The 20,747-nt window shown below is 61.6% G+C and carries 13 protein-coding genes; 6 read left to right on the top strand and 7 right to left on the bottom strand.

The annotated features are described in order from the left end of the window. Positions 1 to 2 precede the first annotated feature (2 nt). The 3 genes from queG to CWE16_RS01440 all read left to right on the top strand — a co-directional run bounded on the left by queG (position 3) and on the right by CWE16_RS01440 (position 4,418). Positions 3 to 980: a tRNA epoxyqueuosine(34) reductase QueG gene (gene queG / locus CWE16_RS01450; protein WP_131592398.1), complete on the top strand. Its 978-nt coding sequence runs from the start codon at positions 3 to 5 to the stop codon at positions 978 to 980. After that, positions 980 to 1,873: a tetratricopeptide repeat protein gene (locus CWE16_RS01445; protein WP_131592396.1), complete on the top strand. Its 894-nt coding sequence runs from the start codon at positions 980 to 982 to the stop codon at positions 1,871 to 1,873. Before queG ends, CWE16_RS01445 begins: the two co-directional genes overlap by 1 nt. 67 nt (positions 1,874 to 1,940) lie before the next feature. Beyond that, a complete protein-coding gene (locus tag CWE16_RS01440; protein WP_131592394.1) occupies positions 1,941 to 4,418 on the top strand; it encodes a DNA gyrase/topoisomerase IV subunit A in 2,478 nt (825 codons plus the stop codon). Here CWE16_RS01440 and purF read toward each other — a convergent pair. The 7 genes from purF to CWE16_RS01405 form a co-directional block, all read right to left on the bottom strand. Further along, positions 4,409 to 5,851, bottom strand: a complete 1,443-nt coding sequence (gene purF / locus CWE16_RS01435; protein WP_236629500.1) for an amidophosphoribosyltransferase — start codon at positions 5,849 to 5,851, stop codon at positions 4,409 to 4,411. The two genes, CWE16_RS01440 and purF, sit on opposite strands and share 10 nt — an antisense overlap. Before the next feature lie 78 nt (positions 5,852 to 5,929). Then, complete coding sequence (purL, locus tag CWE16_RS01430) at positions 5,930 to 8,260, bottom strand: phosphoribosylformylglycinamidine synthase subunit PurL (protein ID WP_131592390.1); 2,331 nt, start codon at positions 8,258 to 8,260, stop codon at positions 5,930 to 5,932. Between the two features lie 41 nt (positions 8,261 to 8,301). Next, on the bottom strand, positions 8,302 to 9,099 hold the full coding sequence (locus CWE16_RS01425) for an RNA methyltransferase (protein ID WP_131592389.1): 798 nt from the start codon (positions 9,097 to 9,099) through the stop codon (positions 8,302 to 8,304). A 4-nt stretch (positions 9,100 to 9,103) separates the two neighbouring features. Continuing rightward, the gene (gene dnaN, locus CWE16_RS01420) at positions 9,104 to 10,240 is read right to left on the bottom strand and encodes a DNA polymerase III subunit beta (protein WP_131592387.1); all 1,137 of its coding nucleotides are present in this window, start codon (positions 10,238 to 10,240) and stop codon (positions 9,104 to 9,106) included. Between the two features lie 431 nt (positions 10,241 to 10,671). Next, positions 10,672 to 11,730: a threonine synthase gene (gene thrC, locus CWE16_RS01415; protein WP_131592985.1), complete on the bottom strand. Its 1,059-nt coding sequence runs from the start codon at positions 11,728 to 11,730 to the stop codon at positions 10,672 to 10,674. Positions 11,731 to 11,842: 112 nt separating this feature from the next. After that, on the bottom strand, positions 11,843 to 12,436 hold the full coding sequence (locus CWE16_RS01410) for an alpha/beta hydrolase (protein WP_131592385.1): 594 nt from the start codon (positions 12,434 to 12,436) through the stop codon (positions 11,843 to 11,845). Positions 12,437 to 12,459: 23 nt separating this feature from the next. Then, a complete protein-coding gene (locus CWE16_RS01405; RefSeq protein ID WP_131592383.1) occupies positions 12,460 to 14,319 on the bottom strand; it encodes an ABC1 kinase family protein in 1,860 nt (619 codons plus the stop codon). Between the two features lie 78 nt (positions 14,320 to 14,397). Here CWE16_RS01405 and recN point away from each other — a divergent pair, with 78 nt between their 5' ends. Genes recN through CWE16_RS01390 form a run of 3 tightly spaced genes read left to right on the top strand, consistent with a single transcriptional unit; the run spans position 14,398 to position 20,628 of the window. Beyond that, entirely contained in the window at positions 14,398 to 16,089 is a 1,692-nt protein-coding gene (gene recN, locus CWE16_RS01400; RefSeq protein ID WP_131592381.1) for a DNA repair protein RecN, read from the top strand. A 46-nt stretch (positions 16,090 to 16,135) separates the two neighbouring features. Continuing rightward, on the top strand, positions 16,136 to 19,081 hold the full coding sequence (uvrA, locus tag CWE16_RS01395) for an excinuclease ABC subunit UvrA (RefSeq protein WP_201737955.1): 2,946 nt from the start codon (positions 16,136 to 16,138) through the stop codon (positions 19,079 to 19,081). A gap of 26 nt (positions 19,082 to 19,107) precedes the next feature. Further along, complete coding sequence (locus tag CWE16_RS01390) at positions 19,108 to 20,628, top strand: alpha/beta fold hydrolase (protein ID WP_236629499.1); 1,521 nt, start codon at positions 19,108 to 19,110, stop codon at positions 20,626 to 20,628. Positions 20,629 to 20,747: the final 119 nt, after the last annotated feature.

The following is a 20,747-nucleotide window of genomic DNA, read 5'->3' as shown; positions in this document are numbered from 1 at the left end:
CCGTGTCGCATGACACCGATCTGTGCCAGCTCAGCAGGGCCCTGAAACAGCAGGCGCGCCTCCAGGGGTTCGACCCTGTCGGCATCGCTCGACTGCCGGGTAGCGCCCGACTGCAGCTGCGCACAGCCGCCCTGCAACGCTGGCTGGAAGCAGGCCACCAGGCAGAGATGGGCTGGATGGCCGCACCGCGGCGTCTAGCTGCGGATCGGTTGCTGGACGGGGCCAGAAGCCTGCTTGCGGTGGGTCTCAATTACCACGTGGCTTCCAACCGGGAACCGGGGGCCCTGGCGATCGCCCGATACGCCTGGGGAAGGGACTATCACCGCGTGGTCAGCCAACGGCTGAAACGCCTGGGTCGCTGGCTGGAAGCCCAGCATCCCGGCGTGGGCTGGAGAGCCTGTGTGGATGCTGAACCGCTACTAGACAAGGCCTGGGCTGAGGAAGCCGGTCTGGGCTGGATCGGCAAGCACAGCAACCTGATCCATCAACAGCGGGGCTCCTGGATGGTGATCGGCCATCTACTCACGACCTTGGAGCTGGATCCAGACCAGGCTGCCAAGCCCCTCTGCGGTCGCTGCACACGCTGCATGGAGGCCTGTCCAACCGCCGCAATTCGCGAACCTTTTGTCGTCGATTCACGACTCTGTCTGGCGTATCACACCATCGAGAACCGAACGACGGAACTGCCAAAGGCGATCAGCAGCTCCCTCGGACCCTGGGTGGCCGGGTGCGACATCTGCCAGGAGGTCTGTCCTTGGAATCAAGGCTCGATCCCCAGCAGTGAGGATCCCGATGTGCAACCGCGACCCTGGGTGCTCAGCCTGACGCGCCAACAGGCACTCAGCTGGGATGACGTCACCTGGAGAGACAAATTGCAGGGATCGGCACTGCGCCGGATCAAACCCTGGATGTGGAGACGAAACGCGGCAGCGACGGCTGTGGAGAGCCCGCCTAACCTGAACGGATCTGAGGCACAGTGATGGGGCGGCAGGGTCAGCGCGTCGGCAGAGCGACCTGGTGTGCTGCGGCATTGATGGGCCTGGCCAGCGTGATGCTGCCACCTGCCTCAAGGGCACTGGTTCCAACGGTGTATCTACCCAGCAGCCAAGAACTGGAGGGTTCCGGCATCGGCATCGGACGCACCGCTGCACAACTGCTCAAGCTCGGACAGCCCGAGGAAGCCGCCCGTCTGGCTGCCCTCGCCGTGCGTCTGCAACCCAACGATGAACGACTTTGGTCGGTTCTGGCGGAAGCCCAGCTGCGCAGCGAGCAACTGAATCAGGCCGCCGAATCTCTCGCACGGGCCAAACAACTGAACCCCAAGAAGGCCGGCCTCTGGTTCGCAGAAGCATCTCTAGCCCTTCGGGACAACAGGCCAGATGACGCGATCCCGCTGCTGGAAGAAGGGCTGAAGCTCGATCCCAACAACCCTGGCGCCTATTTCGACCTGGGGAACGCCCGGATCATGCAGACCGACTACAGGTCTGCACTGAAGGCTTTTGAAAAAGCGTCATCACTCAAACCCACCTTCTGGGAAGCGGTGAACAACCAGGCACTGGTGCTGTTTGAAATGGGCAACACCCGCGAGGCAATCCAGCGCTGGCGGCGGGTACTGAACATCAAACGCAATGCAGAACCGATGCTGGCGCTGGCCGCCGCCCTTAACAGCCAGTCACCCGGCAGTGATGAGGCCCTGACCCTGGCCCGTCAGGCCCTGGCGGAGGATCCCAATTACGTGCTGCCGGCCCATCAAAAACAACAGCTCTGGGGTCTGAATCTGCGCCAGGCCACGAGCACGCTCCTCTCCAGCGCAACCCTTAAAGACGCTGTCGAACGGGCGGAAGCCAATGCCGATCCCAGCAGCGGACGCTGAATCGCCTGATCAATCCCGCAGAGATCTGTAGGCTGAGCCCCTTCCGCCCTCAGAATTCCCGATCCGGATGGCCGAGGAGCGCGTTCAACCGATCGCCCTGCATCAGGAGATGCAGCGCTCATATCTCGAATACGCCATGAGCGTGATCGTGGGTCGGGCCCTGCCCGATGCCCGCGATGGCCTCAAACCGGTTCAGCGACGCATCCTGTACGCGATGCACGAGCTGGGGCTGACCCCAGACCGGCCTTACCGGAAATGCGCCCGCGTGGTTGGGGATGTGCTGGGCAAGTACCACCCCCATGGAGATCAGGCCGTCTATGACGCGCTTGTGCGCCTGGTGCAGACCTTCTCCAGTCGTCATCCACTGCTGGATGGCCACGGCAACTTCGGATCCGTCGATGACGATCCCCCGGCAGCCATGCGTTACACGGAAACGCGGCTTGCACCGATCGCCCATGAGGGACTGCTGGACGAAATCGGTGATGACACCGTTGATTTCGCGGCCAACTTTGACGGATCCCAACAAGAACCCACGGTTCTCCCTGCCCAGCTTCCCTTTCTGCTGCTGAACGGTTGTGCCGGCATCGCCGTGGGCATGGCCACCAACATCCCCCCTCACAACCTGGGTGAAGTGGTGGATGCCCTGGTGGCCCTGGTGCGCAAACCCGAACTGAGCGATGCCAAGCTCCTGGAGCTGGTTCCAGGGCCAGACTTCCCGACCGGCGGAGAAGTGCTGCTGGGAAGTGGTGTACGCGAGACCTACCTGAACGGTCGGGGCAGCATTCCCATGCGGGGTGTCGCCCACATTGAAGAGGTGCAACCTGGCAAAGGTCGGCATAAGCGCAATGCGGTGGTGATCACGGAGCTGCCGTTCCAACTGAGCAAGGCTGGCTGGATCGAAAAACTGGCAGAGCAGGTGAACGATGGCCGCATCGGCGGCATTGCCGATATCCGCGATGAGAGCGACCGAGACGGCATGCGCGTCGTCGTGGAACTCAGGCGGGATGCAGAACCTGAAAAAGTCCTCCAGGACCTGCAACGACGCACATCCCTACAGAGCAACTTCGGCGCCATCCTGCTCGCCCTGGTGGATGGTCAGCCCCAGCAGCTGTCCTTGAGGCAGTTGCTGCAAACCTTCCTTGATTACCGAGAGCAGACCCTGATCCGGCGCACCAGCCATGCGCTGCGCAAAACAGAGGACCGGTTGGAAGTGGTGGAGGGTCTAATCAGCGCCCTCAATGCGCTGCAAGAGGTGATCGAGATGATCCAGAAAGCCCGCGACGCCGCGAGCGCCCGAGCCAGCTTGATGGTGCATCTCAGCCTGAGCGAGCGACAGGCCGATGCGGTACTGGCGATGCCGCTGCGCAGACTCACAGGCTTGGAACAGGAAAGCCTGCGCCAGGAAGCGAACGACCTCCGTCAGGAACGCAGCCGTCTCCAACGACTGCTGCAGGAGCGGGACGAGCTACTGGATGCCCTGGTGGCCGAGCTCAAACAATTGAAAAAGCGCTTCGCAACACCGCGACGCACCCGCTTGATTGAAGGGGGCGATCACCTGCTGGCAGAACGGGCGGCCAATCAACGACCAACCGCAGAACTTCAGCGTCAGCAGGCCCTTGAAGCCCTCCCGGGGGATGCCCGCCTGCTGATCCAGGCCGATGGTCAGGTGAAGGTGATCAGCCCCCAGCTCCTCGGACGGTTGCACCTACAGGAAGCCGCTCCCCTGGGCGATGAACCAGCACCGGCACGACTGATCCTGCCCGTCACATCGGCACCACGATTGCTGGCCCTCTCCGCCACCGGTCGCATTGCGCTCCTGCGCTGGGAATTCGCCGGACAGCAGCCAGGCTCCCTGGAGCGATTCCTGCCCACCGCTCTGGAAGGCGATCCGCTGGTCAGTTTGCTGCGACTGCCGGACTCCGGACACTCAGACTCCAAGCTGTCCCTGGGGCTGCTGAGCACAGACGGACGCTTCAAGCGGCTGCCCCTTGAAGACCTGCAGGACCTCTCAGGACGAGCAGCGACGATCCTCAAACTCAAGGATGGCGTGAGCCTGCAAACAGCTCTGATCTGCAAAGACGGAGGAACGGTGGCTCTGGTGTCAGACCTGGGAAGGGTGCTGCAGTTGCCAGTCGATGAGAGCACCCTGCCGCTGATGGGCAAGCTGGCTCAAGGACCCATCGCCATGCGTCTGCTGCCCGAGGAGCAACTGATCGGCGCCCTCAGTCTTGATGAACAGTCAGAGAGCGATTTGATCCTTGCCACCCAGAAGGGACGGTTGATCCGACAGCCCTTGAATGAGCTACGCCTCTGCAGGCGTGGTGACCTAGGCGATGTGGTGATCAAGCTCCATGAGGATCAGGAGCCAAACGATCGAGTGGTGGCGGTCAGTTCCGCTGACACGCTGCTGGGGGTGGTCTCCAGCCAGGGCCGTCATGGCCGTTTGCTCTCAGCCGACATTGCAACAGACCAGGGGCTGCAGCTTCCTCTGAAAGCAGAGGAAACGCTTGTGGATTTAATTCCAATAATCAGCGATCAGGCCTGAGCCCTATTAACCGCAGCCACACCCGAGGGCTCCAACATCAACTTGCTGGAGCTGACGCTTTGATCCATGGGAATTGGATAGGCACCATCGAAACACGCCGTGCAGAAATGCTCGGACTTAGCCTTAGCGGCCTCCACCATGCCCTCCTTGCTGAGGTAGGCCAACGAATCCACCTTGAGGTGAGCGGTGATCTCCTCGATCGTGAGGCGAGCTGCAATCAGCTGATCCTGAGTGTCGGTGTCAATACCATAAAAACAAGGATGGGTCACCGGGGGAGAGCTGATACGCATATGGACCTCCGTGGCACCGGCATCGCGAAGGGCTTGCACCAGTTTTCGGCTGGTCGTACCACGCACGATTGAGTCATCAATCACCACAACACGCTTGCCAGCCAGCACATCAGGCAAAGGATTGAGCTTCACTCGGATTCCCGCTTCACGCATCGCCTGAGTCGGTTGAATAAAGGTTCGACCGACATAGCGATTCTTGATCAGTCCATCAGCAAAGGCAATACCACTCTCCTGGGAGTAGCCAATTGCAGCAGGAATTCCCGAGTCAGGAACACCAATCACGAGATCGGCTTCGACAGCCGATTCCCTAGCCAGAATCTGACCAATTCTCTGCCGATAGCTGTAGAGAGATTCCCCAAAGAAACGACTATCAGGGCGAGCAAAATAAATCATTTCAAACACACACATCCGCGTCGATGCCTCGACCCAGTGATCACGCTTAGGCTCTAGATCACCACAAAGAAAACGAACAATCTCACCAGGTTTCACATCATCTTCATAACTAGCTCCGATGATGTCGAGACCGCATGTTTCACTGCTCACCACCCAGTGACCATCGGCGGCCTCACCTAAACGGCCAAACACGAGTGGCCGAATGCCGTAACCATCGCGCAACGCGAAGAGAGCATCTGATGTGCCGATCACGAGACTGAAGGCGCCTCGGCAGAGGGCGGCGGCCTCGCGAATGGCCGGCTCCCAATCGAGCCCTCGCTCGACAGCCTGCTGAATCGCCAGGGCGATCAACTCTGAATCAGTCGTGGACGTGAATTCGGCAGCACCATCGTCAACCCGCTCCCGTAACTCAGCGGCATTGACCAGATTGCCGTTGTGAGCCAAGGCAAACGGACCAAGGCGGGTCATCAGCACCACAGGTTGGGCATTGCAGACGCGGCTGCTACCGGTGGTGGAATAGCGGTTATGGCCAACGGCGAGATGGCCGGGCATACGAGCGAGCACATCCTGATCAAACACCTGGCTGACCAGACCCATGTCCTTATGCAGGCGCACCTTGCCCTGATTGAAGACAGCGATCCCAGCTGATTCCTGACCGCGATGTTGAAGGGAGTAAAGGCCGAAGTAGGTGAGGTTGGCCACGGGCTGATCAGCCGCGAGCACGGCATAAACGCCGCAGGCCTCCTCCATTCGATCGGGACGCTCAGCCGCAAACTGATGCACAGGGCGCCTCGTCTTCAGAGTTCCTTCTGATTGTGCCTCACGCCCTCACGCCTCCATCCGGCGGGGCAAGGCCTGCTCATGGGCCTGAACCAAGGCCTCAACAGGGGTATCGATCATGCGCTGTTCACCGATGCTGAGGGTCAGTCGCTGCTGATCCGTCACGGTTCCCAGGGCCGTGACCGGCACGTCCCGACCTTCAGGACCCGCCAACAAACCCGTCCAGGCCGAGAGACATTCAGCCTTCACGGAGATCACGATCCGCGCACCACCTTCGGCAAAGAGGAGACGTTCCGGCCGCGCAGCGCAAGCGGACAGATCAATCTGTGCACCGAGACCAACCGCTAAACAACTCTCAGCCAGAGCCACAGCCAAACCACCATCGCTGCAGTCGTGGGCTGAAGCGAGCAGACCGGAAGCGGCCCCGGCACGCACGAGAGCCTGCACACGAGCCTCAAGGGCAAGATCAGGCCGCGGCGGCCGGCCGCTGAGCAGGCCATGAATCACCCCCTGATAGGCGCTGCCAGCCAGGCCTAATCGATCGTCATTGGCTTCATCCGGGGCGACACCCAGGAGAAACAGGGGATCCCCGGAACGGCGCCAACCCAGACCGATCACCGAAGCAATGGTCTCCACCAGACCGACCATGCCCACGACCGGGGTCGGATGAATCGGTCGGAGCGTGCCATCGTCGCTTCGGGTCTCGTTGTAGAGAGACACGTTGCCACCGGTGACGGGAGTGTTGAGCTGCCTACAGGCTTCCGAGAGACCGCGGCAGGCCATGGCGAGTTGCCAGTAACCACGGTCGGTTTCCGGTGAAGGGAAGTTGAGGTTGTCGGTGACGGCGACTGGTTCGGCACCAACACAGCTGAGATTGCGGGCCGCTTCTGCAACGGCTGCCATGGCTCCACGCTCCGGGTCCAGGGCGACCCAACGGTTGGGGCAGTCCACCGTGGCGGCCACGCCCCGCTCGACAGCCGATAGAGAGCCATCCCCCTGCTGCGGTCGAAGGCGCACAACAGCTGCATCGGCGCCACCGGCAGGAATGACGGTGTTGGCCAACACCTGCTGGTCGTACTGGCGATAGACCCAACGTTTGCTGGCGATGGTTGGGTCATCCAACAAACGGAGCAGATCCTCTCCCCAGTCGTGGCCTGGGTCCGCTGCGGGCAGATCGGCCTCGGTCCAGCGCCAGTGCTGCTGTATGTCCAGAGGGGGTTCCGCGATCAAGGTATGCGTATTGATCGGGGTGTCCTCCGCCAGCGCGCGGGCCGGAATCTCCGCCGCCACGGCACCGTGCTGGAGCACCCGAACCACGGGCTCCTCAAGAACACGACCGACCACAGCCGCCTGCAGGCCCCAGCGGCGGAAGCGTTCCATCAACGCTTCCTCCCGCCCGGCACGCACCACGAACAACATCCGCTCCTGGGATTCCGAAAGCAGATATTCGTAAGCGGTCATTCCCTCCTCCCTGGCGGGCACGCGATCAAGATCCAGCTCCACACCCACATCTCCCTTGGCTGCCATTTCCGAACAGCTGCAGGTCAGACCAGCCGCGCCCATGTCCTGAGCAGCCACCACATCTCCACTTTTGAAAGCCTCCAAACAGGCCTCGATCAATCCCTTCTCCAGAAAGGGATCGCCCACCTGAACGGCAGGTCGGTCATCCAAGGAAGCAGCACTCAGTTCCGCACTGGCAAAGCTGGCCCCACCCATGCCATCGCGACCGGTGGTACTGCCCACGTACACCACGGGATTACCAACACCCATGGCCCCGGATTTGACGATGTCATCGGTCTCCATCAGACCGAGTGCCATGGCATTCACGAGGGGATTGCCGCTGTAGGAGGGATCAAAGGCCACCTCCCCGCCAACGGTGGGAACGCCGACACAGTTGCCGTAATGGGCAATGCCGGCGACCACACCCTCAAGCAGGCCCCGATTGCTCGGCTCGTCCAGAGGTCCGAAGCGGAGCGCGTTGAGCAAGGCAATCGGACGGGCCCCCATGGTGAAGATGTCCCGCAGGATGCCGCCCACGCCGGTCGCCGCTCCCTGGAACGGTTCCACCGCCGACGGGTGATTGTGACTCTCGATCTTGAAGGCGAGACGGTGTCCGTCACCGAGATCCACGACACCTGCGTTTTCACCAGGCCCCACAAGAATGCGCGGTCCTTCCGTGGGGAATCCCCGCAACAACGGCCTGGAATTGCGGTAACAGCAGTGTTCCGACCACATCACACCAAACATGCCCAACTCCGCCCGATTCGGGTCCCGTCCAAGACGGCGCTGGATTTCGCGGTAGTCCTCCTCGGTCAATCCCTCCTGACGGAGAGCGGCGGACACATCAAACGACTGCGCCGAAGCAGGAGACGAAGCCACAAACGGGATGTCAGCTTCTCCCAGTGTTGCCGACGGCGGGATCAGATCCAGGGATCGGGATCGTCATCCCGCCGACGTGATGAGGGGGAGTCAGGACGCACCGGTTGTTCGTCAGCCCAGGTATCCCCCCAATCCTCTTCCTCCCAAGACGATGCCTCAGACCATCGAGCTTGAGAACGCTCCTGGTCGTGGTCGTCCAATTCCGCATCAAAGTCGCCCCCAGAGCCCTCCCAGGGGGGCTCCTCCAACCAACCTTCGAGCCGTTCACCGGCGCGATCACCCATCTGCTGCAGCTGTTCGCGCCAGTGGCGGGAGCGCCGCAGGAAATCCTGACGAACGCTGGCTCGGGCCAAGGGCAATTCATCCAGTTCCCGGAGCGCCGTGGTGACCTGACCAGGCTGCTGATCCACGATCCGATCGGGACTCAGACGCCAGCGACTGCTGCCGGGCAACCGTGGATCACTCCTGCACACGAGGTAGTGGAGGATCTGACCGGTGGCCGGTACGACAGCCAGATCAGCAATGCTGCCCAGCCGTTCTCCGTGGCGATCGAGCAGATCAGCCTCCATCAACGTGGGAAGACGCTCAAGGGTGGCGAGGTCAGCCTCTGCCGGGGGACCTTTGACAAATGCCTCCTGCTCACTGAGCCCGCGCCATTGATCAAGACGCCAGACCTCTCGAGTGGTGCGCAGCGCTGATGGACGACTGACCCAACCCAGCAACCGATGCACCGGTGGATGCATCCAGGCCATCACTCCCGGGCCGTGATCGAGGCCCTGATCGCAACGGACCCGATGCCGCAGCAGATCGCTCAGCAGGATCTGATCGGGACGTGACAAGGACTCAGTTGCGGATCTGAACAGGCATCACCAGGTAGGTGAAGCTGGATTCATCATCGGCGGCCGAGAGGACAGCCGGCGTGGTGGGGGCATTGCAACGAAGACGGATCCGATCACCCTCCATGGCTTTCAAACCATCCAGCACATAACGGACGTTGAAGGCGATCTGCACAGCTTCACCACTCAACTCGGCGGGCAAGGACTCAGAACCACTACCGACATCCTGAACATCGGCACTGATCTGCACGAGACCGGAGCTGGTGTCACTGGCAATTCGCACCACGTTGTTGTGCTGATCGGCCAGGACAGCCACCCGTTCCAGAGCGGCGATGAAGCCGCGGCGATCCAGTTCGAGCACCCTGCTGAAGCTTTCGGGAATCAGCTGCCGATAGTTGGGATAGGTGCCCTCCAAGGTGCGACTGGTCACCATTTGATCTGCGGCAAGCACTACGACCTGCCCCCGGTCATAAAAAAGGGTCACAGGGTCGTCCCCCTTCCAACCCGCCACCAAGCGCTCGACCTCCCGCAAGGAGCGGGCGGGCAAGGTCACCGCGAGCTCGTCCTGATCATCCTGAAGGGCATCGGGCACCGCCAGCACCGCCAGACGGTGACCATCCGTGGAGGCAGCCTCAAGATGGCGCCCCTCAAAGCGGAGATGCACGCCGGTCAACAGCTGCTTGGCTTCATCGCCGCTGCTGGCGAAGAGGGTGGCCCGCAGGGCTCGCACGAGGGCCGCCGCATCCAATCGCAGGGCTGTGCCGTTCTCCACGAGCGGCAGCTCGGGGAATTCATCAGCGGGCATGCCACGCATCTGATAGCTGCCGCTGAGGCTGGTGAGCTCCACCTGTTCCCCCGCCTCATCCGACGCCAGGGTCACTGGAGATTCATTCGAGAGCCGCGAAACGATCTCCCCCAGGAGCCTGGCGGGCAGGGTGACGGCTCCACTGCTGTCAACGGAGGCAGCCAGGGACGTCTGAATGCCGAGATTGAGATCAAACCCGGTGAGGCTCAGCCGACCTGTTCCGGCATCGGCCGTGAGCAGCACATTGGCCAACACCGGATGGGTCGGGCGGGACGCGACAGCGCGACTGACCAGCTGCAGAGCGGCGTTGAGTTCAGCCTGGGAACAGACCAGTTTCATGGCGTCAACGTCTGGACCGTTGATTCTGAATGGCCTCCCACGGTTTCACAGGCTCGGGAGAAGTGCAATGGCATTGGATCTGGTTTGTTCCTGATCCGGATCAAGGATTTGATCTTTATTAAAACCAATCCAAACAGCCGTAGTCGGTACTGGGGAAAGCGTGGAAAAAGGCCCAGAGCGCTTGCCTCATGGGCGATCTCCAGTTCACAGCCCTGGGGAGAGAGAGAAGGCTGATCTGGAGAAATGACCGTTCTGCACAGATTGCACAGGCTGTGGAGACGATGCCGTTGGTTGACGAGGCTTGTTTGCCAGGGTTTTCCACGGATTCTGGAAACGGTTGGTGGCCGTCTTCCGCAGGCAGTTTGCTGGCTGGTTGCGCTGCTGACTCATAAAAAAACCCCCTCTCAGAGGGGGGAGACTTCGCTCTGTTTTCAGAACCCCATGACCTTCGCCACTGTGTCCAGGTCTGGATCGAGATCCGTGTGGAAGGAGGCATCGTTGTTCTGGATCGCGCAGTCGGGATCCTTGAGGCCATTGCCTGTGAGCACACACACCACAGTGGCTCCGCTTGGCACTTCATCCTTCCGCTTCAGTAGTCCGGCGACGGATGCGGCGCTGGCGGGTTCGCAAAACACACCCTCTTGCCCTCCTAGAAGTTTGTAGGCGGCCACGATTTCGGCATCGGTGACGTCGAGGAAGGCACCATTGCTCGCCTGGCGGGCTGCGATCGCTTTCTCCCGGTTCACTGGATTACCGATCCGGATCGCTGTGGCAATCGTTTCCGGATGTTCCACCGTGGTCTCGTTGACGAGTGGGGCGGATCCACTCGCCTGGAAACCCATCATTCGGGGCAGCCTGCGGCTGCGACCGGCTTGGTGGTACTCCTGGAACCCCATCCAGTAGGCGGTGATATTGCCCGCATTACCCATGGGAATACACAGCCAGTCCGGGGCATCACCCAGGGCTTCGATTACTTCGAAGGCAGCTGTTTTCTGTCCCTGGAGCCTGTAGGGATTCACTGAATTCACCAGCGTGACCGGATAGCGGTCGGAGACTTCACGCACGATGTCGAGGGCGCGATCGAAGTTTCCACGGATTGCCAGAACCTCGGCGCCGTAGACCAAGGCCTGAGCCAGTTTTCCCTGGGCCACGTAGCCATCGGGAATCAGCACAAACGCTCGCATGCCGGCCCGGCGGGCGTAGGCGGCAGCTGCAGCGGACGTGTTGCCGGTGCTGGCGCAGATCACTGCTTCGCAGCCTGCTTCCTTGGCTTTGCTGATCGCCATGGTCATGCCCCGGTCCTTGAAGGATCCCGTTGGGTTCAGACCGTCGTACTTCACGTAGACCTTCACGCCGCGGCCGATCCGCTCGCTGACTGAAGGCACGGGAATCAGGGGGGTGGCTCCCTCCCTCAGGGTGATGACAGGCGTAGCGTCACTGACGGGGAGCCAGCTCCTGTAGGCCTCGATCAGGCCTGGCCAGTCCTGCATCACAGGACCGGTGGTCAGACGCCTGCGCAGCTTCTGGAGCAGAGACACCGGCACAACGCAAAGGACCCAAGGAATCTATGCGGCTGGGCCCTGGCTCATCGGTTGGATGGATTCAGGGCTTGGCTTCCTTGAGTCCATCGAGGGGGGATTCGGAGAAGAATTTCACCAGCCCTGCGATCGATTCCGCCTTTTCGATCACGGCCATCAGGGCAGGGATGTTCACCTCCATGATCTCGGCTGGGTAGGCCTCCAGAAACTTGATCGCATTCAATCCGCCACTGCCTTTTTGCAGTCCGTTGATCACTCCGGCGCGGATGGCCGGCACGCTCACGGACGGGGCCGGCACCATCAGTGGATAGATGATTTTCGCTACCCGTTGGATGATCACATCGCCGATCCGGGTCGACATCAGTCGACTGGTGAGCACGAGGGGCAGATCGAGCTTTTGGTTCAGGAGCTTGGCGACAGCCTCAGGGTCTTGACGGCTGAGGCGCAGGATGTCGGCCAGCAGACCGCGGGGTTTGCCCGTGTCAGCCAGGTATGCAAGATCCGCTACCGAAATCGAACGCCGAAAGGCACCGCTGACGAAGGCCACATCCTTGGCGGCGTGGGCGGGTGCCAACAGGCTGCTGAGACCGATGCCCAGACCCGTCGTCAGGGCGAGTACAGCGCGTCGCCGTGATTGGTCGGAGGTGGAACGAAGCATCGGCAGGTCCAAGCCAGCGGAATCTAGGCAGGGACTCCGGCGGCGACCTTCACAAGGCGGACAACTCCTCGTTCGGCCAACCCTTTGGCCACCTTGAAACCCATCCGGCGTGCATCGGGTTCTCGAAGCAAGCGGGGCAAACGACTGAGCAGAAGTTCCGGACGGAATCCCGGTAGTTGCTGGAGCACGCTCAGCAGTTGTCGGATCGGTTCGAGATCCAGCATGTCGCTGTTGTTCCAGTCGGATTGCAACATCAGAGCTGGTGGTTGCAGGGGCCGGGGAAGCTGGCGGCCAATCCGACGCATGGCCAGCCATCCAAAACTGTCGAGGCGATCGACCACCGCCTCCACCAGTTGGTTGCGCAGCATGCCGCCGTTGGGGGAGAACAGGAAATCGAGGACCTGATCCAGCAGGGTGTTGAGATCCAGCTGGGCTTGACTGGCGGCACTGGCCATCAGATTCTCCAGGCGCGCCCAACGGAACGCATCGCCGTCAAACAGCATTTCTTTGAGGCTCTGGCGCAGCTGCGGATCCGGGTCCTCCATCAAACGTCGGGCGAAGTAGGGATAGGCGGCCCCGAGGATCTTGAACTCAGGATCGACGCTTAGGGCGATTCCCTCCAGCGTCACCAGGGAGCGGATGATCAGGGCGTAGTAGGGCGGCACCCGGAAGGGGAAGCGATACATCACTCCTGACATGTCATCGGTGACGCTCTTGAAGTCCATCCGGTTGACTCCCATCTCCAAGGCCTGGCTGAACACGCTCTCGAAGGCCGGAACGATCGGTTCGAGATTCACGTCTTCCGCCAGAAAGCCCAGGGTCACGAAATCCTTGGAGAGCTTGCTGAAATTGCGGTTCACCAGATGCACCACGGCCTGGATCAACCCCGTTCGCGACTCTCGGCTCACCTCGCTCATCATTCCGAAATCGAGGTAGCAGAGACGTCCGTCTTGAAGAGCGAGCAGATTCCCCGGATGGGGATCGGCGTGGAAGAAACCATGTTCCAGTAGCTGCTGGAGGCTGCAGTTGACCCCCACCTCGACCATGTCATCGGGATCGATTCCCATGGACCGCACAGCCTCGAGATTGGTGAGCTTCACACCATCGATCCACTCCATGGTGAGGACCCGGCGACTGGTGGCTTCCCTGTAGATGCGCGGTACGGCGATGCGCGGGTTGTGGCTGTGGAGATCGCGGAAGGTCTCGGCGTTTTGCGCTTCGTTGAGGTAGTCCATCTCCTCGAAGACTCTCCGGCCCAGTTCATCGATCAGGGCCACCAGATCGCTGCGGATCAGCCCGATGTTGCTGTTGAGCCAGGCAGCGATGTTGCGGACGATGTAGAGGTCGAGGGTGATCTGTTCCCGCAGTCCTGGCCGTTGCACTTTCACGGCCACCCGCTGCCCTTCCTTCAGCACCCCCCGATGCACCTGACCGAGCGAGGCCGCGGAGATCGGCTCCCGTTCGAGGGTCGCGAAGATGGAGTCAACCGGTGCTCCCAGGTCCTCTTCGATGCAGGCCATCGCCAGCTCGCTGGAGAATCCTGGGAGCTGGTCCTGCAGTTGGGCGAGTTCCTCGAGAAGCACCGGAGGAACAATGTCTGGTCGGGTGGAGAGGGCCTGCCCTGCCTTGATAAAGGCCGGTCCCAGATCCACGAGCAGTTCGGCGCATTCCCGGGCCCGTTGCCTGGCCCGTTCCGGGCTCTTCAGCAGTTGAAAGAGCCAGTCGAAACCGATGCCCAGTAGCAGTAGACCAATCGGCATCAGGGTCTGCCAGAGGCGCTTGAGCAGACGGTTGGGATGCCCCGCGTAGATCCGGGTGATCGCAGCAGGGTCGTACTCCATCAGGCCCGAGGCCTCGATGAAATCTCCGAGTTCCTGATTCATCACGGCCGGCAACGCCAGTGCACCCCTTCTAAACGAGCTGGGCAGCCGCTACGGTCAACGTGACCACCGGGAGCTGTCGTGCTGACCGGGCTGCGCCTCCAGAACATCGCCCTGATCGACCGCCTGGAGCTCGATTTTGAGCGGGGCTTCACCGTGCTCACAGGAGAGACGGGAGCAGGTAAGTCAATCCTCTTGGATGCCCTCGATGCTGTGCTCGGTGGCCTGCAGGGTCCGGCGGCTCAGCGTTTGGTGCCCCACGACCGGGAGCGGGCCTCCATCGAAGCCCGTTTTTCTCTGCAGCCCGCGATGCTCACCTGGTTGGAAGAGCAGGAGCTGCCTCTCGAGGAGGAGGAGGAGCTCCTGATCAGTCGCGATTGGCGTCGGCAGGATGATCGCCTTAGCAGCCGCTTTCGCCTTAATGGCGTGGCCGTGAATCGTCAGCAGGTGCTCTCCCTTCGGCCGATGTTGATCGATCTCACGGTTCAGGGGCAGACCCAGCAGCTAGCTCGACCGGGATTGCAGCGCCAATGGCTCGACCAACTGGGTTCCATCGCCCTTGAGGAACCTTTGGTTGTGGTGCGTCGCGCCTGGCAGCAATGGCGCGATCAGCAGCGCACTCTCGAGAGATCTCGCGAGGATCGTGAACGGCTCGAGCGAGAGCGAGAGCATCATCAGGCCCTGCTGGAGGAACTGGAGGCTGCGGCTCTGGACGATCCCAATGAGATCGCCCTTCTCACCGCTGAACAGGATCGACTGGTCCATGGCGTGCGCCTCCAGGAGGGGCTTGCCGTTTTGATCGGGCGCCTTCAGGACGGTGCCGATCAGGCGCCCTCCGCTGTGGATCATCTGCTGGTCTGTTGCCATGAACTGCAGCAGATGGCCCAACTGGATGCCTCCCTCCAGGGTCTGGGTGACCGCTGTTTGGATCTGGAGGCGGGGTTGCGGGATCTCATCCGTGATCTGGAGACCTATGGAGCTGCCCTGGAGAGTGACCCCGCCCGTCTCAGTGATCTGCAGGAGCGCTTGGCTTTGCTCAAACACCTGGAGCGGCGTCATGGTAAGGATCTGGCGGAGCTCTGTGTGCTGCGTGATGGCTTGCGCGAGAGCTTCGAGCCCGGAGGAGCGGAAGCCGTTGTCCACGCCCTGGAGCAACAGGAAGCCGCGGCCCGTCAGCGTCGGGATGAGGTCAATCAACAGTTGACCGCTCTGCGCAAGGGAGTGGCCCTTCAGTTGGAGGAGGACCTCTTGGCTTATCTGCGCCCCATGGGTCTGGCTAATGTTCGCTTTCAGGTGGCTGTGGATCCGGCCGAGCCTTCCGAATCCGGGGCGGATGCGATTCGCTTTCTCTTTTCAGCCAACCCCGGCCAGCCCCTGGCGCCGCTGGGCGAGGTGGCTTCTGGTGGAGAGATGTCGCGCTTTCTGCTGGCCCTTAAGACCTGCCTGGCTGATGTCGATGGGTCCAGCACGCTGCTGTTTGACGAGATCGATTCCGGTGTGAGTGGCCGCGTCAGCGGTGCCATGGCGGATCTTTTGCGACGGTTGTCGCGTCACCGCCAGGTGTTCTGCGTGACGCATCAGCCATTGGTGGCCGCTGCTGCTGACCATCACTTTCGCGTCAGTAAAGCGGTGGATGCTGGTGTGACCCGCTCGCGAGTGTCCCACCTGCGGGACACTCAGGCCCGAGAGCAGGAATTGGCGGAGCTCGCCGGTGGTGATCTGGACGAAGCGCGTGCCTATGCAGCCAGCTTGCTGGAGCAACGAGCCGCCTGAGTCGGATTCATCTCCGTAGACTCTGATGCCCTCCAAGGATCTGCCGATGAAGGCTGCGGTTCCGGTCAACCTCAGCGGCGGCTCTCTCGAGGACGTGATCCGTGTGCGCGGCGCCCGTCAGCACAACCTCAAGAATGTCGACGTCACGATTCCGCGCAACAAGCTGGTGGTGTTCACCGGTGTGAGCGGAAGCGGCAAGAGCTCCTTGGCTTTTGACACTATCTTTGCGGAAGGACAACGCCGTTACGTCGAGAGCCTGTCTGCCTACGCCCGGCAGTTCCTCGGTCAGGTGGACAAGCCTGACGTCGATGCGATCGAGGGCCTGTCGCCAGCGATTTCGATTGATCAGAAATCCACCAGCCACAACCCTCGCTCCACGGTGGGCACGGTCACGGAGATCCAGGACTATCTGCGTCTGCTGTTCGGTCGTGCCGGTGAACCTCACTGCCCGCAGTGCGATCGACCGATCCGCCCTCAGACCATCGACGAAATGGTCGATCAGATCCTCACCCTCCCGGAGGGCACCCGCTATCAGCTGCTCTCTCCAGTGGTGCGCGGCAAGAAGGGCACCCACAGCAAGCTGATCAGTGGCCTGGCCGCCGAGGGCTTTGCACGGGTTCGCATCAATGGTGAGGTGCGCGAGCTCTCCGACAACATCGAACTCGACAAGAACCACAGCCACAGCATTGATGTCGTGGTGGACCGTTTGGTGGCCCGTGAGGGGATCCAGGAGCGTCTTACCGACTCACTGCGCACGGCCCTCAAACGCGGAGATGGCCTAGCGGTGGTGGAGGTGGTGCCCAAGAAGGACGAGGAGCTTCCTGATGGCATGGAACGGGAGCGGCTCTACTCCGAGAACTTCGCTTGTCCGGAACACGGCGCTGTGTTTGAGGAGCTTTCTCCCCGCCTGTTCTCCTTCAACAGTCCCTACGGCGCGTGCGAGGACTGCCACGGCATCGGACACCTGCGCAAATTCACCCCGGAGCGGGTGGTGCCCGATCCCTCCCTGCCGGTGTATGCCGCCGTTGCTCCTTGGGCAGAGAAGGACAACAGCTATTACTTCTCTCTTCTCTATTCCGTTGGGGAGGCCTTCGGGTTTGAGATCAAAACCCCCTGGCAGGAGCTCAATGACGACCAACGGGATGTGCTGCTCAACGGCAGCCACGAGCCGATCCTGATCCAGGCCGACAGCCGCTATCGCAAGAGCGCCGGCTACCAGAGGCCCTTCGAGGGGATCCTGCCAATTCTTGAGCGTCAGCTGCGGGATGCCAGTGGCGAGGCCCAACGTCAGAAGTTGGAGAAATATCTCGAGCTGGTGCCTTGCGCGACTTGCGCTGGTCAACGGCTGCGTCCGGAGGCTCTGGCGGTGCGCGTGGGTCCGTTCCGGATCACTGAGCTGACCGCTGTGAGCGTTGGTCAGACCCTGGAACGCATTGAACGACTCATGGGGGTCGGCGCTGCCGATGGCGCTGAACCCCTGCTCTCATCTCGTCAGATTCAGATCGGTGATCTGGTGCTGCGGGAAATCCGCATGCGCCTGCGCTTCCTGCTCGATGTGGGGCTCGATTACCTGAGCCTGGATCGCCCGGCGATGACCCTCTCCGGCGGTGAGGCCCAGCGGATTCGTCTCGCCACTCAGATCGGCGCCGGTCTCACCGGTGTGCTTTACGTGCTGGATGAACCGAGCATCGGTTTGCACCAGCGTGACAACGACCGCCTGTTGGCCACCTTGGAGCGTCTGCGCGATCTGGGGAACACCCTGGTGGTGGTGGAACACGACGAAGACACGATTCGTGCGGCGGATCATTTGGTGGATATCGGCCCTGGAGCTGGAGTGCATGGGGGCCACATCGTGGCGGAGGGTTCGTTGGACGATCTGCTCTCTGCGGAGCAGTCGCTCACGGGGGCGTATCTCAGTGGCCGCCGCAGCATTCCCACGCCAGCGGAGCGGCGCAACGCTGGTAGCCGAAGCCTCAAGCTGCTCGATTGCGCCCGCAACAACCTCAAAGGTCTGAGCGTGGAGTTCCCCCTTGGTCGTCTGGTGTCGGTCACCGGGGTGAGCGGCAGCGGTAAGAGCACCCTGGTCAATGAACTGCTGCACCCCGCCCTGGAGCACGGTCTCGGTCACAAGGTGCCGTTCCCGCAGGGTTTGGGAGAACTGCGCGGTCTTAAGTCGATCGACAAGGTGATCGTGATCGACCAGTCGCCGATCGGTCGCACGCCCCGCTCGAATCCGGCCACCTACACCGGTGCCTTCGATCCGATCCGTCAGGTGTTTGCGGCCACGGTGGAGGCGAAGGCCCGTGGCTATCAGGTCGGTCAGTTCAGTTTCAATGTCAAGGGTGGTCGCTGCGAGGCATGCCGCGGTCAGGGGGTGAACGTGATTGAGATGAATTTCCTCCCTGATGTGTATGTGCAATGTGATGTCTGCAAAGGGGCTCGCTTCAATCGCGAGACCCTGCAGGTCACCTACAAGGGCCACACCATTGCTGATGTGCTTGAGATGACCGTCGAGCAGGCGGCTGATGTCTTCTCAGCCATTCCCCAGGCGGCGGATCGGCTGCGCACCTTGGTGGATGTGGGTCTCGGCTACGTGAAGCTCGGTCAGCCGGCACCAACCCTCTCCGGCGGCGAAGCACAGCGGGTGAAGCTGGCCACCGAGCTTTCACGCCGTGCCACCGGCAAAACGCTCTATTTGATCGATGAGCCCACGACCGGGCTGAGCTTCTACGACGTGCACAAGTTGATGGATGTGATGCAGCGACTGGTGGATAAGGGCAATTCGATCATCTGCATCGAACACAACCTCGATGTGATTCGGTGCTCCGATTGGATCATTGATCTGGGTCCAGAAGGGGGTGACAAGGGCGGGCAGATCGTCGCCTGCGGGACCCCTGAGGAGGTGGCCCAGCACCCCAGCAGTCACACCGGTCGTTATCTACGCAAGGTGCTCGAGCAACATCCCGCCCAAGAGATGGCCACTGCTGCATGAAAAAGGGCTGCATGAAAACGGGTCGCATGAAACAGAGCTGGATTCAACAGCGCCTGCTTTCTATGGCTGCTGGGGTGGCCTGTTGTTTCGGCGGCATGGGCTTGGCCCCTCTCCCTGCTGAGGCAGTGGATCGCCTCCAACTACGCCTGCCGGTGATGGAGATGACGATCACCTTGGACATCGCTCAGGTGCGAACGGCTGCGGAACTGATCCAGGCGAATCCCGATCTGCAGGAGCTCGATCGCGCCGGCGAGGGTGCGGTGCTGCGCCTGCTCAATCAGCTGCTTACGGCACCACTGCCGGAACAGACCGGAGGCGTCGCTGAGCAAATGGTCGGCCATCCATTGCTTGAGCAAGCCTTAGTGGCTGCTTCGGAGTTGGTGGAGGTGGAGGGATTGCCCACCGACACGAGTGGTCGCATGGTCAGCGATGCGCTGGCGGCGACGTACCGGGACGGCCAACCCACCGTGCTCGGGTTGTTGCAGAACATGCCTGGCGAGAGCATCACACTCAATCTTCAGGCTCTCGCGTTCTACGCCCAGAGGCTTCAGAACAACTGGGATGATGCGCGCCAGCTGGTGCAGCAGGGAACTCCGGCAGTGCCGGCACCGCCCTCGCTGCTGGCATCGGCCGCAACCGGTTGGACCCGTGAGCAGCTCAGCCTGTCGGTGGCTCACCGCCCTCAGCCGATCAGCCTCACGGTGGTGAAGCCCACGGGAGCGGCCAATGGTCGCCTGGTGGTGATTTCTCATGGCCTCTGGGACGAACCTGCCAGCTTTGAGGGTTGGGGCCGTTTGCTTGCTTCCCAGGGCTACACCGTGCTGCTGCCTCGCCATCCCGGCAGCGATTCCCAACAGCAGAAAGCAATGCTCCTCGGGGATCAGCCCCCACCGGGTCCAGAGGAGTTACGACTGCGACCGCTGGACGTTCAGGCACTGCTTGATGGCATCGAAGCCGGATCTCTGCTGCCTGGCACGGCACTCAACACCAGGGCTGTGGCGGTGGTCGGCCATTCCTGGGGGGCCGTGTCCGCCCTGCAGCTTGGGGGCCTGGGCACCACCAGTCGCAAACTCAAGGACCGTTGTCAGGATCCTCGCGATCCGGAACGCAACCTCAGTTGGATCCTTCAGTGCAGCTGGCTGACGGGGGCGGAGCAAGGGTCCCTTGCCGATCCCCGCGTGACGACCGTGGTGGCCGTGAGCCCCCCGCTGATGCTGTTGTTCGACGAAACCAGTGCGCCCTCCGCTCAGGCCAAGGCCCTGTTTGTGAGTGGCACCAGTGACTGGGTGGTGCCTCCGGATCCCGAGGCGGTTACCCCTTTGCGTCGTGGCCAGCCGATGGCTCGTGGTCATCGGCTGGTGCTTGTTTCAGGGGGTGACCATTTCAATCTTTGGGCCCCTGCCGATCAAGCAGACCCGCCCGTGCTTGGGCCCCTGATCCTTGCTTGGATTCACGAGCAGTTGGGCGTGTCGACCACGTTCACCTTCAGCGCTGGTCGCTGGGGCAGTTCTGCTCGACCACTGGTGGATGTGACCAGCGGTTTGTAGGAGCCTTTTAAGACAGGTGGCTGCTTTTCATCAACCCCTGATCTGTTTGCATTTCCTCATGTGCTTGTTGCGTCGTTCTCCTGAGCCTTTGCTCTAATCCCCTTGCAGGGAGAGCGGTT

The sequence above is a fragment of the Synechococcus sp. BS55D genome (assembly GCF_004332415.1).
Taxonomy (GTDB): domain Bacteria; phylum Cyanobacteriota; class Cyanobacteriia; order PCC-6307; family Cyanobiaceae; genus Synechococcus_C.
The sequence above is the reverse complement of the archived record's forward strand: the minus strand, read 5'-3'. Positions and strand labels throughout refer to the sequence as shown.

Coding starts and splice junctions, on each gene's coding strand:
- CWE16_RS01410 (WP_131592385.1), bottom strand. CDS start 12,436: ATGCTTCGTTCCACCTCCGACCAATCACGGCGACGCGCTGTACTCGCC.
- CWE16_RS01405 (WP_131592383.1), bottom strand. CDS start 14,319: ATGAATCAGGAACTCGGAGATTTCATCGAGGCCTCGGGCCTGATGGAG.
- purF (WP_236629500.1), bottom strand. CDS start 5,851: ATGGAGGAGGCCTGCGGCGTTTATGCCGTGCTCGCGGCTGATCAGCCC.
- thrC (WP_131592985.1), bottom strand. CDS start 11,730: ATGCAGGACTGGCCAGGCCTGATCGAGGCCTACAGGAGCTGGCTCCCC.
- CWE16_RS01390 (WP_236629499.1), top strand. CDS start 19,108: ATGAAACAGAGCTGGATTCAACAGCGCCTGCTTTCTATGGCTGCTGGG.
- uvrA (WP_201737955.1), top strand. CDS start 16,136: ATGAAGGCTGCGGTTCCGGTCAACCTCAGCGGCGGCTCTCTCGAGGAC.
- CWE16_RS01440 (WP_131592394.1), top strand. CDS start 1,941: ATGGCCGAGGAGCGCGTTCAACCGATCGCCCTGCATCAGGAGATGCAG.
- CWE16_RS01445 (WP_131592396.1), top strand. CDS start 980: ATGGGGCGGCAGGGTCAGCGCGTCGGCAGAGCGACCTGGTGTGCTGCG.
- dnaN (WP_131592387.1), bottom strand. CDS start 10,240: ATGAAACTGGTCTGTTCCCAGGCTGAACTCAACGCCGCTCTGCAGCTG.